Annotated in this window: 16 protein-coding genes; 10 read left to right on the top strand and 6 right to left on the bottom strand. The window is 55.1% G+C overall.

Annotation, left to right across the window (positions count from 1 at the left end; translation table 11 throughout):
* Positions 1 to 10: 10 nt before the first annotated feature.
* On the bottom strand, positions 11 to 1,564 hold the full coding sequence (locus DQX05_RS26860) for an FAD-dependent oxidoreductase (RefSeq protein WP_119796368.1): 1,554 nt from the start codon (positions 1,562 to 1,564) through the stop codon (positions 11 to 13).
* Positions 1,565 to 1,717: 153 nt separating this feature from the next.
* Between DQX05_RS26860 and DQX05_RS26855 the strand changes: the two genes are divergently transcribed.
* A complete protein-coding gene (locus DQX05_RS26855; protein ID WP_119796367.1) occupies positions 1,718 to 2,101 on the top strand; it encodes a DUF2642 domain-containing protein in 384 nt (127 codons plus the stop codon).
* Between the two features lie 190 nt (positions 2,102 to 2,291).
* Positions 2,292 to 2,408: a YjcZ family sporulation protein gene (locus DQX05_RS32605; RefSeq protein ID WP_259392251.1), complete on the top strand. Its 117-nt coding sequence runs from the start codon at positions 2,292 to 2,294 to the stop codon at positions 2,406 to 2,408.
* A gap of 293 nt (positions 2,409 to 2,701) precedes the next feature.
* Here the strand turns inward: DQX05_RS32605 and DQX05_RS26850 are convergent, their stop codons facing one another.
* Positions 2,702 to 3,295 carry a C40 family peptidase gene (locus DQX05_RS26850; protein ID WP_119796366.1) on the bottom strand — a complete coding sequence of 198 codons (594 nt, stop codon included), beginning with the start codon at positions 3,293 to 3,295 and terminating at the stop codon, positions 2,702 to 2,704.
* A 271-nt stretch (positions 3,296 to 3,566) separates the two neighbouring features.
* Between DQX05_RS26850 and DQX05_RS26845 the strand changes: the two genes are divergently transcribed.
* The 3 genes from DQX05_RS26845 to trxA all read left to right on the top strand — a co-directional run bounded on the left by DQX05_RS26845 (position 3,567) and on the right by trxA (position 5,548).
* Entirely contained in the window at positions 3,567 to 3,953 is a 387-nt protein-coding gene (locus tag DQX05_RS26845) for an Rrf2 family transcriptional regulator (protein ID WP_119796365.1), read from the top strand.
* A 133-nt stretch (positions 3,954 to 4,086) separates the two neighbouring features.
* Positions 4,087 to 4,989: an NAD(P)/FAD-dependent oxidoreductase gene (locus DQX05_RS26840; protein WP_119796364.1), complete on the top strand. Its 903-nt coding sequence runs from the start codon at positions 4,087 to 4,089 to the stop codon at positions 4,987 to 4,989.
* Between the two features lie 241 nt (positions 4,990 to 5,230).
* On the top strand, positions 5,231 to 5,548 hold the full coding sequence (gene trxA / locus DQX05_RS26830) for a thioredoxin (RefSeq protein ID WP_119796389.1): 318 nt from the start codon (positions 5,231 to 5,233) through the stop codon (positions 5,546 to 5,548).
* 81 nt (positions 5,549 to 5,629) lie between these two features.
* Here the strand turns inward: trxA and DQX05_RS26825 are convergent, their stop codons facing one another.
* Both DQX05_RS26825 and DQX05_RS26820 read right to left on the bottom strand, forming a co-directional pair.
* Positions 5,630 to 6,061, bottom strand: coding sequence for a VOC family protein (locus DQX05_RS26825; RefSeq protein ID WP_119796363.1), 432 nt, complete (start codon positions 6,059 to 6,061; stop codon positions 5,630 to 5,632).
* A 30-nt stretch (positions 6,062 to 6,091) separates the two neighbouring features.
* Positions 6,092 to 6,391: a hypothetical protein gene (locus tag DQX05_RS26820; RefSeq protein WP_119796362.1), complete on the bottom strand. Its 300-nt coding sequence runs from the start codon at positions 6,389 to 6,391 to the stop codon at positions 6,092 to 6,094.
* 209 nt (positions 6,392 to 6,600) lie between these two features.
* Here DQX05_RS26820 and DQX05_RS26815 point away from each other — a divergent pair, with 209 nt between their 5' ends.
* A complete protein-coding gene (locus DQX05_RS26815; protein WP_119796361.1) occupies positions 6,601 to 7,035 on the top strand; it encodes an SRPBCC family protein in 435 nt (144 codons plus the stop codon).
* Positions 7,036 to 7,404, top strand: a complete 369-nt coding sequence (locus tag DQX05_RS26810; protein ID WP_119796360.1) for an ArsR/SmtB family transcription factor — start codon at positions 7,036 to 7,038, stop codon at positions 7,402 to 7,404.
* Positions 7,405 to 7,427: 23 nt separating this feature from the next.
* Here DQX05_RS26810 and DQX05_RS26805 read toward each other — a convergent pair whose 3' ends face one another.
* Together DQX05_RS26805 and DQX05_RS26795 are read right to left on the bottom strand one after the other, a co-directional pair.
* Positions 7,428 to 7,901: a hypothetical protein gene (locus DQX05_RS26805; RefSeq protein ID WP_119796359.1), complete on the bottom strand. Its 474-nt coding sequence runs from the start codon at positions 7,899 to 7,901 to the stop codon at positions 7,428 to 7,430.
* A 377-nt stretch (positions 7,902 to 8,278) separates the two neighbouring features.
* Entirely contained in the window at positions 8,279 to 8,671 is a 393-nt protein-coding gene (locus tag DQX05_RS26795) for a hypothetical protein (protein ID WP_119796358.1), read from the bottom strand.
* Positions 8,672 to 8,807: 136 nt separating this feature from the next.
* Between DQX05_RS26795 and vanG the strand changes: the two genes are divergently transcribed.
* The 3 genes from vanG to vanT are packed head-to-tail and all read left to right on the top strand — an operon-like array spanning position 8,808 to position 12,683.
* Positions 8,808 to 9,869, top strand: a complete 1,062-nt coding sequence (vanG, locus tag DQX05_RS26790) for a D-alanine--D-serine ligase VanG (RefSeq protein WP_119796357.1) — start codon at positions 8,808 to 8,810, stop codon at positions 9,867 to 9,869.
* Positions 9,866 to 10,720, top strand: coding sequence for a D-alanyl-D-alanine carboxypeptidase family protein (locus DQX05_RS26785; protein WP_259392250.1), 855 nt, complete (start codon positions 9,866 to 9,868; stop codon positions 10,718 to 10,720). Before vanG ends, DQX05_RS26785 begins: the two co-directional genes overlap by 4 nt.
* Positions 10,710 to 12,683, top strand: a complete 1,974-nt coding sequence (gene vanT / locus DQX05_RS26780) for a serine racemase VanT catalytic subunit (RefSeq protein ID WP_119796356.1) — start codon at positions 10,710 to 10,712, stop codon at positions 12,681 to 12,683. Before DQX05_RS26785 ends, vanT begins: the two co-directional genes overlap by 11 nt.
* Positions 12,684 to 12,979 lie beyond the last annotated feature (296 nt).

The raw sequence follows: 12,979 nt of genomic DNA, 5'->3' as shown, positions 1-12,979 counted from the left end.
AGCAAGTCTATCAAGCTTCCGTGTCCAGCCGCTTCAGCGGCTTCTTGGCCGGTCCCTCCAGCACTTTGCCGATAATCGAGAAGCGGGAACCGTGGCAGGGGCAATCCCAGCTCCGTTCGCCGCTGTTCCACTCCAGCTCGCATCCCATATGGGTGCAGGTCGTATCGACGATATGGAGCGTGCCGTCCTCATCCCGGAAGGCGCCGGCTCTGCGCCCGTCGACGGTGACGACCGCGCCTTCCCCGGCCGCAAGATCCTCCGGCGTCCGCTGCACCGATTCGAGCTTCCCGCTGACGAGATGCTTGGCAACGTCGGCATTGTGGACGACGAAGTTCTTCACATCCGGCGTCACCTGGAACCTGGACGGCGTGTACAACTCGCGATATGGGCTATCCTTGCCCTGCACGATATCGCGCAGAAGCAGACCCGCGGCCGCGCTGTTCGTCATGCCCCATTTCCGGAATCCGGTCGCGACGAGCACATTGCCGATACCCGATGAGACCGGGCCGATATAAGGAACCTTATCCAACGTGTCCAGGTCCTGGGCCGACCACCGGTACGCAGTATGCGGAACCTGGATCAGCCGCTCGGCGAATGCCTGCAGCGCCTCATAGTGCTTCATCGTGCAGATGCCCTGCCCGGTCTTGTGGCTCTCGCCGCCAACCAGGAGCAGCGGTTCGCCATTCCGGGAGGTAGCGGTTCGCACCGACCGCTTCGGATGGTCGGCGCTCAAATACATGCCTTCGAGATAGGCCTCATCCCCGATCGGGATTCCCAATACATAGGATCGCTCCGCATGGAGCCGAGTAAAATAATACCCTTTGCCATCGAAGAACGGGAAGTGGGTACAGGAGATGACATGCTTCGCGGTGACACGGCAGCCATCCTTCGTGATAACGGTCGGAGCCGCTCCTTCTTCCACCGTCTGTGCCATCGTGTTCTCATAGATGGTGCCTCCCGCTTGCAGATATTGTTCCGTTAGCGCCTTCACATACTGCAAGGGATGGAACTGGGCCTGTCCCTTCATGACAATGGCACCTTTAATCGGCAGAGGGAGCGGGCAATCATCGACCCATTCGCCGGGGATGCCTAGCTTATGATAGGCGGTCATCTCATCCGCAATTCGACGAACGCTGTCTTCCGTCTCCGTATAGATATAAGCATCCTGCTCGCGGTATTCGCACATGATGCGGTGCTTCTCTACGTGCCGCTTGATGAACTGAGCGGCCTCCGTATTGGCCTGGTAATAGAGCTTGGCCTTCTCCAGGCCGAACGTGCCGATCAAGTCATGATAAATGAGATCATGCTGTGCCGTAATTTTGGCGGTCGTGTGCCCGGTCGTGCCATTGAACAACCGGCCGGCTTCAAGCAGGACGGTCCGATAGCCCTCGCTCGCCAGCAGATAGGCCGCCGTGATGCCGGTGATTCCGCCTCCGATGATGGCGACATCGGCCTGAACTGAAGGCTCCTCGAGCTTGGGGAAGGCGGGAAGGGAACAAGTGTCCCTCCAGTACGATTGGGGGAGAACGGGCAGTTCTTCATGGATGGGGCGGTTCTCGGTCATGCTGATCCTCCTGGTCCTTCACGGTATATGTTATCACCATTGCCGGAACGGCATCATCACATACATGCTCCGGCCTGATTCAATGTCAGCCGGAATATTCCCGGTTCCGGCACATATATAATTACAATGAGACGGAAAAGGAGGGAAACGCCCATGACCGAGAAGAAGCCCGCACACAAACCGCCTGCCGAGAAAGAAAAACCGCCCGCCAAGCCGCATCATGTTCAGACTTGCCTTCACCCGATCGTGCAGCCTGCTTACGTCAATCATCATCCCGCCGCGTGCACTCCGATATGCACGATGCCGGCCGTGCCGCAGCCAACTAAGTACGTAACCTGTCTGGAACCGGTATTCCTGGACCATCTAAGCCGGCATCAAGGCCAGCAGATTATCGTCCGGACGACGGTAGAGACGCTGGAAGGCGTATTGGCCGTCGTCGCGGTCGATCATATTCAGTTGAACCGGCATGACAAAGCGTTCCATATCCGGACCGCTCAGATTGTCCATTTCGAGGGGCTACCGATTACGTATTTATGATGCACGCTGGTACGCGCAACGCACAATAAGCAGGATAAAAAGGCTCCCGGCGGAGCCTTTTGTCATGCAAATAAACAGGCAAGTTATTTTGGGCGAAGCCTAAATTTTGCTTATTGGGGAATAGCCAAGTCACTCAGGATGCAATCCCAATATGATAAGTATGTACCTAGCATGAAAGGAGGTTGCTGGAATGAGTGGTGTTGGCGGAGTCGGTTGCACTGGTGTCGGTGGTCTGTTTACTTCGACAGGCGTTATCTTAGTTCTGTTTATTTTGTTGGTTATCGTCTTACGTTCGTGTTTCTTTTAATAAATGTGAATTAGACGTATAACCAACGCACTGCTTATAGCTTCTTCTTTGAGCCCTGCTCCATAGCAGGGCTGTTATGTTATTTCACGTCCTTGACAAGGACAATGCGGGGTGTGTGTGCTTGGCTATGCAACCGGGAGTTCTCCGGCGTGGGAGCACATGATGTTCCTTGCATTAGGGAACAATAATTAAGAAAGACAGCCTGGATCGATAAAGCCGGCTGAATCCAGGGGCAGAAGAAGAAAAAGAAATAGCAGGGCTTCAGCACGAACCCTGCTCTCAATGACATATTTTTATTGTAGCCAAGTCCATTGGTTCTCCTGGGTAGGAGCTTGCTGATAGCTTTCTACCGCGTTACGATCTTGAGTCGGGGCAGAGGAGGTAATGACGCGGCGCGCGGTTACAAACGTCTTGTCCCAGGCGCTGCCGGAAAAATCGGAAATCGTTACGCCGATACCGACTTTATAGGTGTGAAGCAGCTTGTCCCCGCCGATATAGATGGAGACGTGGTTAATCTTGCCGTCCCGGTTCGTATCGGAAAAGACAAGATCGCCGGGCTGCAGATCGTTCTTGGAGACTTTAACGCCCGCCGTCGCTTGTTCCCGCGAAGAGCGCGGAAGCTCGATGCCATTCTTCTTGAACACATACTGCGTGAACGAAGAGCAGTCGAATTGATCGGTCCGGCCGGACTTGGCTCCGAACTGATAAGGGACGCCGAGAAAGGCTTTCCCTGTCGCAATAATATTATCGGCTACCGTGGAAGTGGACGCGGAGGCCGCTTGAGCTTGTTGAGGGACTGCCATTACTGTGCCTGACAATGCGATAAAAAAGCTAAGGCTGATTCCCGCCACTGTTTTTACGATGCGTTGATTCTTCATGTTGTTCATGGTCTTCCTCCTTGTATTGAAAAGTTGGGGTAAGGCCTATAAACAACATAACATATGATTTGCATCCATTATTTTACGGATGTCATGAAAACGCTGTAACATCAATGAATTCCCGGCTTTATTAGAATTCAATGAGAAAATAGTAACGAGATCGTCACAGCCAAATCCTTGAAGCTCTCATTGATAGGTCGCGGCTGTGAAGTCGAAGCTTGACATAGGGGCTGATTCAGGGATATTATAGATACGATAAGTCCTTGAATGGGGTGCAGTCATGAGATTTTCAAAAGCGACAAATTATGCTCTTCACACGATGCTTATGCTCGTAGAAGCTTCTTCGGTGAAGCCGATTGGCGTCCAGCAGTTGGCGGAAGCTCAAGGCGTGTCGCCGACCTATCTGTCCAAAATTTTAACGCGGCTCGTGAAAGCAGGAATGATTGAATCGGTATCCGGGGCCAATGGAGGCTATCGGCTAACCGGCAACAAAGATGACATTACGTTTTTGGATATCATTCACGCCATCGAGGGGACTGCTTCATTGTTCGAATGCGGCTTTGTCCACGGAACCGAATGCTTGATTCAAGCGGTCATGAAGGAAGCGGAGGAGAAAATGGAACAGCATCTTCAAAATGCGAAATTGGCGGATCTGGCCCACCAGTAAACGCAAGTGTAACGAGATCCGCCGCTTCGCGCGGTGTTGCAGGAACATGATTTGAAGCGGTGAAGGACCATTTTTTTGGCTGCATTATAGATATAATGAGTCTCTGATATCTGTATTAGAAAGGATGAACAGCATGATGTACGATTGCGCGATTATTGGCGGAGGCCCCGCCGGCTTGAATGCAGCCCTCGTCCTCGGCAGGGCAAGGAGGAGGGTCGCTTTGCTCGACAGCAACCGTCCCAGAAATGCCGTCACGCATGCGTCACATGGCTTTATTACGAGAGACGGCGTGACTCCAGCGGAATTCCGCCGCATTGCTTATGAGGAGGTGCTGCGTTATCCGCTTGTTCATCATGTGCGAACCGAGGTTAAGGTTCTGAACCGGACTGCATCGGGATTTGAAGTGCTTGATTCGTCTGGCCATCGCCTTCAAGCGCGCAAAGTGATCCTGGCGACGGGCGTTAAGGAGGTTTTTCCGGAGATCGAAGGGTTGTATCCGCTATACGGAAAAAGCTTGTTCAATTGCCCTTATTGCGACGGCTGGGAGCTTCAGGATCAACCGCTTGTCATTGTGTCCGAATCGCCAAGCGTGTTCCATATGGCCAAGCTGCTCCTCAATTGGAGCAAGGATCTGGTCGTCTGCACGAACGGTAAGGCGCCTGTACCGGAGGAGCAAATAGAGCGGCTGCAATCACTGGGTATCGCCGTAATGGAGCAGCCTGTGGCGGCTTTCGTCGGCAAGGAGGGGCAGCTTGAGCAGGTTCGCCTCGCGGACGGAACGCTGATTCCGCGGGCCGGCGGCTTCGTGACGCCTCACTGGGTGGCAAGTGCTCCCTTCGGCGAACAGTTGGGCTGCGACAAGACGGAATCGGGCGGAATCAAGACGGATCAAGGAGGAAGAACCTCGATACCCGGCTTATACGCCGCAGGGGACGCTTCGTACTTCGCGCCTTCTCAAGTGGTATTTGCCGCAGCGGATGGCAGTCGAACCGCGATGAGCGTCAATTTGGATTTATCGGAGGAAGATTACGGATAATAGGAGGTGGTGTTGTCGGAAAGCGGCGCTTGATCTGGCGGAACATATTACGCGAGTTGCCGAGCTTGGAGTGCCTGATCATGATGAACAAGTCCGTACTCATTTTAATGAACAAGAATATGTGAATCTCGTGATGGGCATCAATGCAATCAATTGTTGGAACCGGCTCGAAATCGCGGCCGGCATGACACCGGGATGCTCACGGGAGAAATAAATGAAGCAAGAGGAGAGGAAGATCCGAATGACAATTTACCATGCGACCGATGCCACATTTCATAAGGAGTTGCAAGGCGAAGGATTGACTGTCGTCAATTTTTGGGCGCCTTGGTGCGGACCTTGCAGGATGTTTGCTCCCATTCTTGAGGCGTATGACGCAACAGGGAGCCACGATGTGAAACTAATCAAAGTCAATGTTGACGAAAATGCGGATACCGCTTCTCAATTCGGGATTATGGGCATTCCGGCTACGATTCTGTTCAAAAATGGCGAAGCGGTCGACAAAAAAGTCGGAGTGATGTCCCTGGAAGGGCTGAAGCAGTTTGTATCGCAACATCAGTAAAATCCGTTATTGTGTTGACCGGACCAATTAGAAGCCGCGAAAAAGGAGCAGCAGGGCTGCTCCTTTGCTCATTTACCGCTCTTAGGCTCCCATATCCCCGCCAGCGCCGAGGTTAAGCTGCCACAAAATTCCGAACCGATCTTCCACTTGTCCGTAGCGTTTGCTCCAGAATGTCTCTTGCAGCTCCATGACGACCTTGCCGCCGACCTTGAGTTTGTCGAAGAACGTCTGCAAATCATCCTCGTTCTCGCTGACGATGGCCAAGCTGATATTGTTGCCGACTGTAAAAGGCATTCCCGGGAAGACGTCCGAGAACATGACGTTGCTGCCCAAAATAGTAAGACGGGCATGCATAACCAGATGCTTGGCTTCCTCCGGAAGCGTAAAGTCCGGGTGGGGCGGCGTATCGCCAAAGGTCATAATCTGCGGCTTGTCTGTGCCGAACACATCGGCATAGAACTCGACGGCTTCCCGGCAGTTCCCGTTAAAATTCAAGTATGCATCTACGGACATGTGCTTCAACTCCTTCGCTCGATTGGATCTTCATCGTATATTATTGCCCCTTTTTTCATAAAAAAGTGCGAACACGCTGCCGGTTACGAAGACCGTCCATAGAAAAGTAAATGTAAGCCACAGCACGAGAAGCGAGATGAGATTGGTGATGAGCGCCCAGGGCAGCAATTGCAGCCAATCCTTCCTCGTGGGCCTTCGGAATCCGAAGGCTGTCCAGGACAAGTGATACTTGCGGATAATGACGAGCCCGATAACGACAAGCTGAATGGTGTGGACGAGGAAGGCCGCTGTGTAGTGGGTATAGGCGGGGCAGAGTCCCAGATACTCCAATTATTAGCCACTAGAGTAGGCCTCGTTACGTCACTTTCAATGAACAAACGGTGAACTTCGGTTTGCCCGAGCAGGAATTGGGGGAAATTGGATTATATTGCTTGGCGGAATGAATAGCACGACTTATTGACATGACACCAAAAGGTTTCATATAATCAGAAAAGCGAAACCATTCGGTTTCATATTTTGCGAATTAAAGGAGAATGAGGATGGAAACCAACAACAAGAATCAAGTTCCCGATATCCAGCAAACCGTAGTCTTGAACGCGCCGATTCAAAGGGTGTGGGATATCGTATCGACGGCGGAAGGCATTGCCTCCTGGTTCATGGAGAATAATTTCGCCCCGAAGGCGGGACATGAATTCCATATTCAATCCCCGTTCGGCCCTTCCCCGTGCAAGGTCATCGAGATCGAGGAGCCGCATCGGCTGTCCTTCACATGGGACACGGATGGCTGGGTCGTCACGTTTCTGTTGAAAGAGATGGGGGACAAGACCGAGTTCACGTTGATTCACGGCGGGTGGAAGGAAGCGGATGCGATTATCGCAAAGGCGAACGAGAGAAGCGCGGTCATTCGCGAGCGGATGAACCAGGGCTGGGATGGGATCGTACATCAAGGTCTTCGCAAGGCGGTCGAGGGGTAAGTGTCATCTTCTGCGGCCAAATACGATGTATTTCAGGCTATCGCCGACCCAACCCGCAGAGAAGTTCTTCGCTTGCTGGCGGACCGGGAATTGCCGATCTCCCAGATTACGAGCCATTTCCCGATCAGCCGCACCGCCATTGCCAAGCATCTTCATATTCTGACCGAAGCCGAGCTGGTCAGCGGACGGAAGGTGGGCCGTGAGAAGATCTACCGGCTGCACCCGGAGCCGCTGACGGAGCTGAAGGATTGGCTCTCCTTCTACGAGCGCTTCTGGAGCAACAAGCTGTCGATCCTGAAGCATGTCGTGGAGCAGGAGGCGAAGCCCGGCTTGCATGTAGCGGCTGCGGAGGAGAAGGACAGGCACTGACATTCCGTCAGTGCCTGTTTCGCCTATCCGGACTCCTGGCGAATCGCCAAATAAATGATATTAACGATGACGGTGGTACATATTCGGCAGGCTAACAGAATCGCGAGCTGCCACCAGGTCCCCGCGAAGAAAAAGAAGCAGAGCACAACCGCATCGATGCAGAGCATGGCATGGAAAATGGCTCCTCTTGTCCATTTCTTGCGAAGCAGCTTCTGTCCTTGCGCCCCGGCAATCCCCCCCCAAATGCCGAGATGGAGAACATCCAGCCAACCTCCTTCGACGTCCCCCCTAATTGATCGACCGTGTAAAAGACGAGAACGCCGATGACCAAGCTCGTGGCCAAATTCAAGATGGCGATTGTCGGCGGAAGCAATGTCTGATTTGCCGAACAGCTCGCGCATCCCTTCCTTCATATCTTGCCAAAGGGTCTGTTCACGCGCGCATTCAGGCGACGGCACCGGATCAAGCAGCAAGACCGTAACCGATAACAGAACCAAGCTTATCGCATACAGCAGGGAGCAAGTATGATTGCATCGTCGGGGGAATCGCTTTCGGCAAGGATCGGATGATGTCGGCGATGGCTATGCTGCAGGCCAAGGGCAATTATTTCATGTCACCGCTGCCGGAAGAGGGCCGAAGTCATGTGCGCTCCCTCCTTCGCTAGCTCCAAGGCGAGCAATCGGAAGCGGCGAGAGTGCGATGGTATGAGGAGATAGAATCGTATTTCACCAGCCAGGCTATCTTGAAAATTTCTGGCGCATCGCCGCCATACGCTCTATGTGTCGAAGCACAGCCCGTTCTACCATATCCGCATGGATGCCAACGGGAAAATAGAGTACCGCGCTTTCGTGCGGAGCGCAAAAGGGGTAGCCGGCTATAGCTCCCCTTCGATAATCTTCTTCGCCAAGTAGACTTCAGGATGGGCCATGAATTCGGCAAAGGGGCACAGATCCGCATATTCCTGATGCTCGACATCATAATAACCGATGCATCTGGATTTCGGACTCCAGACAATCACGATAGCCGAGTAATTTCGTGAATGAGCCGGATGTTCCGCTTGTTGCCGTAATATGCCTGGCTGATCTACGAGGAGCGCGGTATGCAGGGGACGGAGCGACGTGTACCCGCTAAGCGTAATTTCTACCTCGATATCCCATCCCTGGGCGGTCGCTTCGCGGAGCTCGGGAACATGGCCTTCGACAATCTGCATCGCCCGGTCGGCAGCGTCTCGAATCTCCCAACATCCTTCAACTGTAGCAATCTCCATCCCTCCTTTCTTAACAAAACTTCATAAATCTTCATAATCGTCTAGCAGAATCTTTATAAACATTAATACTCTATTGAAAGATAAACAAGCTACGATGAAGCATAGTAGAAAACCACTTCATGGAGGCTTGTTATTGATGAAAAAGAAGTCGATTGCCGTATTGTTCGGCGGCTGCTCCACTGAATATGAGGTATCCTTGAAATCCGCCGCGTCGGTCATCGATCATTTGGACCGGAATCGCTATCATATCGTCATGGTCGGCATTACGCGCGAGGGAAGATGGCTGAAATATCACGGCAGCACCGAGGATATCCGGGAGGACCGCTGGCATGCCCATCCCGCCTGCTTGCCCGCATGTCTCTCGCCAAGCCGGGACGTCGGCGGTCTCATCGTGCTTGTCGGCACCGAGTATCATCTTGCCCCCATTGATGCCGTCTTCCCCGTCCTTCACGGCAAAAACGGCGAGGATGGAACCGTTCAGGGGCTGCTGGAGCTGTCGGGTATTCCGTTCGTCGGCTGCGGTTCGGTGTCGTCCGCCATCGGCATGGACAAGGAGATCGCGCATACGTTAGTGCGCGCAGCCGACATCGAGACGGCGGAGTCGCTTGCGATCTGGGAGGACGAACCGCTGGACACTGCGTTGGATGCTGCGGCAAGACTCGGATTCCCGCTGTATGTGAAGCCGGCCCGATCCGGATCTTCCCTGGGCATTACGAAGGCATGCAATAAGCAAGAGTTGATGGATGGCGCGATACTCGCTTTTTCCCATGATAATAAGATCGTGATCGAGCAGCATGTGAATGGCTTCGAGGTGGGGTGCGCCGTGCTGGGCGATGCCGATCCGATTGTGGGGGAGGTTGATGAGATTGAGCTTCGGGACGGATTTTTCAATTATCATGAAAAATATACGCTGGAGACGTCTGTCATTCATATGCCGGCCCGCATCGACGCCGATACCGCAGCCAGGATCAAAGCAGCGGCGCTGGCTATTTATCGGACGCTCGGCTGCCGCGGGCTGGCCCGAGTCGACCTGTTCCTGACGGACGAAGGGAGGATCGTGTTCAACGAGGTGAACACGATGCCGGGCTTCACTTCCGCCAGCCGATATCCGAATATGCTGCGCGGGATCGGCCTGTCCTTCCCGGACATCCTGGACCGGCTGATTCAGCTCGCCCTTGCGGAGGAGCGGAGCGCATGAGTCATGTGAGGATGTATGCGGTTAACCGCAGATCGCTTATGGGAAAATACACGGAAATTGCCGTTGGCCGGGAGCGGATTCATGAGGGACATGTGCTGCTCGTGAACCGTGACCATCCGGTGAAGCGCCCGCCGGCGCCAGAGGAGCTGCTTCCGGTGCAGCAGATTCCGGCGGCGCATCATCGCGAGGAGCAGGAAATTCGGCTGGAGCAGACCTGCTTGCACCAGTTGAACAAGCTGCTCGAAGCCTGCCGTGCCGCGGGGCGCATCGTGGCTGTCAGCGGTTACCGATCGAAGGAAGCGCAATCCCGCATCTACGCGGCATCGGTGCGGGACCACGGTCCCGCCTTCACGGCCAGCTATGTCGCGCGTCCGAATGAGAGCGAGCACCAGACCGGGCTCGCAGTGGATGTCGGCGAAGCTGCCGCTGCGATCGACTATCTCTGTCCGTCGTTCCCCGATCGCGGCGTCTGCCGGGATTTCAAGCGCCTTGCTGCGGATTACGGCTTTATTCAGAGGTACGAGGAAGGCAAGGAACAGATTACCGGGATCGCTTGCGAGCCGTGGCATTTTCGCTACGTCGGCTTCCCGCATTCGCGGATTATCGCGGAGAACGGACTGTGCCTGGAGGAGTATATCGATGATGTGAAGCAATTTACCTGCGATGGGCCGCATCTGATCGTCGAGGGCCGGTACGGGGTGGATGAAGTGTATTATGTTCCGGAGGCTGCGAATGGCCTGACCGCGGTGCCTGTCGTTCACGGCACGCCCTGCCGCTTGTCCGGCAATAATCAGGACGGCTTCATCGTGACCGTCCTTCATCGCAAAGGCGGTGCGCACCGTGACGGCTAACGCTCAATGTGCCGGGCTCGACCGCTTCAAGATCGTGGCTGCCCTGCTGGTCATTGCCATTCCTACCGCTCCGTTGATCTCGTACAGCCCCTATGCCGATTTTGTGTTGACCGGCATTGCGGCGCGTGTGGCCGTGCCGTTTTTCTTTATCATGTCAGGGTTTTTGCTGTTCCGCAAGCTGACGGGGGAGAAGGCCCGGGAACGCGGCATGCTGCATCGCTTCCTGTGCAGAATCGGGCTGCTGTATGCGGTGTCCATCGTACTGTATCTGCCTTTGAACGGGTATGCGGGGTACTTTGCGGAGGAGAATTTCGATGTAATGTCCTTCCTTCGGGATCTTGTGTTCAACGGCACATTCTATCATTTATGGTATCTTCCTGCGCTGATTCTCGGGACATGCATCACGTATTTTTTGTATCGAACGCTTGCGCTCGGCGCATGGACGGCAGCGCGCTCTGTCCGCATCCGCTCCGCCGCGGCGGGCGCCGGTCTTCTGCTGCTGTCATTGACCCTTCTGTTCCTGGAGGGGATGGCGCTGCATGCATACGGCTGGCCGCGCCACGACAGCATGTACGTATTTCTCGTGCCGGCCGTATACGCCGGGTTCCTGCTGCTGCAGCAGACGGGCCGGAGCGGCACGGCGCTGCGGGAGATGAGCACGTGGATCTATATATTGCACCCGTGGGCCATCGTGCTCGTACCCGGAGCGGGCAAGCTTGCCGGCCTCACGCCGATCCTGGTCGGGGACAGTCTTGTTCATTATGGGGCGGTCGCGACGCTGTCGGTTATGATGTCCTTCGGCGTTGTCTTCTTCCTTCGCCGCTTGAAGCGATCCGCGCCGGACCGGAGCCGCCGGTCATGGGCAGAGATACGGCTGGATGATGTGACGCATAACGTGCGGGAGCTGCGCGGCCTGCTGCCGCCCGATTGCGAGCTGATGGCCGTCGTCAAGGCGGATGCTTACGGGCATGGCAGCATTCCGGTGGCCAGACATTTGAGCCGCATTGGAGGCGTGCGTCATTTCGCGGTGGCGGACGTGGAAGAGGGAGTTGCGCTGCGCCGAGAAGGCATCAAGGGAGAAATATTGGTGCTCGGCTCTACCTCTCCCGAGCGGTTCGATGATCTGGCGCGTTACCGGCTGTCGCAGACCGTCATCAGCGCCGATTACGGCAAGGCATTGGACGCGTTCGGCAAACCGGTGAACGTTCATATTAAAATTGACACGGGCATGAGCCGGCTGGGCGAACGTTGGACCGATACGGAAGCGATCCGCTCGATGTATCGGCTTCGCAACTTGCGCGTCACCGGAACGTTCACGCACTTGTCTTGCTCCGACGGCCCGACGGAAGCGGTTATCGCGTTCACGAATGCCCAGATCAAGCGATTTGGGGAGACGATCGATGAGATCAAGGCGGCCGGGCTGGACCCGGGGACGCTGCATATGCAGAGCAGCTACGGGATCGTCAATTATTCGGAGCTGCGCTGCGGCATGGCCCGTCCGGGCATTGCCTTGTTCGGCCTGCTCGGCACGGAACGCGATCAGGCGCAAGCGCCGGTCGATCTGCGTCCGGCACTGGCGTGGAGGGCCACGGTGACCTTGGTCAAGCAGATGCAGGCAGTTGAGCCTGTCGGGTACGGGCGCAATTATAAGACCAGGCCGGGCAGCGTCATTGCGACGGTGTCGATCGGCTATGCGGACGGCGTGCCGCGAGTTCTCGCGGAGAAGGGGGGAGCGGTTCTCATTCGAGGCCACAGAGCGCCGATCGCGGGCAACATCTGCATGGATCAATTGATGGTGGATGTGACCCATATCGAGGGAGTTCAGGAGGGGGATACGGTCACGCTGATCGGACAAGACGGGCAGGCATCCATTACGGCAGGCGAGATGGCAAGCCGCTGCGGAACGATAACGAACGAGATCGTGAGCCGCATCGGCCAGCGAGTGGATAGAATCTATCTCTAACACGAGCGGATTTAACTCTAAGAGGGAGGAAATGCAAGCGGGAGGAAATGCCGCTTTCGGCTGCGAAGGTTACGATGTAAGTTGCAGATACCGGAGCACTTCAGCAGTCAGGACCATTCCAATGGTCCTGACGCTATGGGAGAAGAGACAGTGGGGCGCATCATGGCGATCTCGTTGGGGGACGCGTGCTGGTGCTGCTGATCGCTAGGCGATCGGTGGTGCGGCGCGTCCTTTTTGCGTTGTCTGTCAATCGTCTGTGAAAATGTCACTTTAACTGTGCTATGAAAATGTCACTT

Origin of the sequence: Paenibacillus thiaminolyticus (assembly GCF_003591545.1) — a bacterium.
GTDB classification, from domain to species: Bacteria; Bacillota; Bacilli; order Paenibacillales; family Paenibacillaceae; genus Paenibacillus_B; species Paenibacillus_B thiaminolyticus_A.
Note: the sequence above shows the minus strand (reverse complement) of the source record. Positions and strands in the feature narration are given on the sequence as shown.

Coding starts and splice junctions, on each gene's coding strand:
- DQX05_RS26860 (WP_119796368.1), bottom strand. CDS start 1,564: ATGACCGAGAACCGCCCCATCCATGAAGAACTGCCCGTTCTCCCCCAA.
- DQX05_RS26855 (WP_119796367.1), top strand. CDS start 1,718: ATGACCGAGAAGAAGCCCGCACACAAACCGCCTGCCGAGAAAGAAAAA.
- DQX05_RS32605 (WP_259392251.1), top strand. CDS start 2,292: ATGAGTGGTGTTGGCGGAGTCGGTTGCACTGGTGTCGGTGGTCTGTTT.
- DQX05_RS26850 (WP_119796366.1), bottom strand. CDS start 3,295: ATGAACAACATGAAGAATCAACGCATCGTAAAAACAGTGGCGGGAATC.
- DQX05_RS26845 (WP_119796365.1), top strand. CDS start 3,567: ATGAGATTTTCAAAAGCGACAAATTATGCTCTTCACACGATGCTTATG.
- DQX05_RS26840 (WP_119796364.1), top strand. CDS start 4,087: ATGATGTACGATTGCGCGATTATTGGCGGAGGCCCCGCCGGCTTGAAT.
- trxA (WP_119796389.1), top strand. CDS start 5,231: ATGACAATTTACCATGCGACCGATGCCACATTTCATAAGGAGTTGCAA.
- DQX05_RS26825 (WP_119796363.1), bottom strand. CDS start 6,061: ATGTCCGTAGATGCATACTTGAATTTTAACGGGAACTGCCGGGAAGCC.
- DQX05_RS26815 (WP_119796361.1), top strand. CDS start 6,601: ATGGAAACCAACAACAAGAATCAAGTTCCCGATATCCAGCAAACCGTA.
- DQX05_RS26795 (WP_119796358.1), bottom strand. CDS start 8,671: ATGGAGATTGCTACAGTTGAAGGATGTTGGGAGATTCGAGACGCTGCC.
- vanG (WP_119796357.1), top strand. CDS start 8,808: ATGAAAAAGAAGTCGATTGCCGTATTGTTCGGCGGCTGCTCCACTGAA.
- DQX05_RS26785 (WP_259392250.1), top strand. CDS start 9,866: ATGAGTCATGTGAGGATGTATGCGGTTAACCGCAGATCGCTTATGGGA.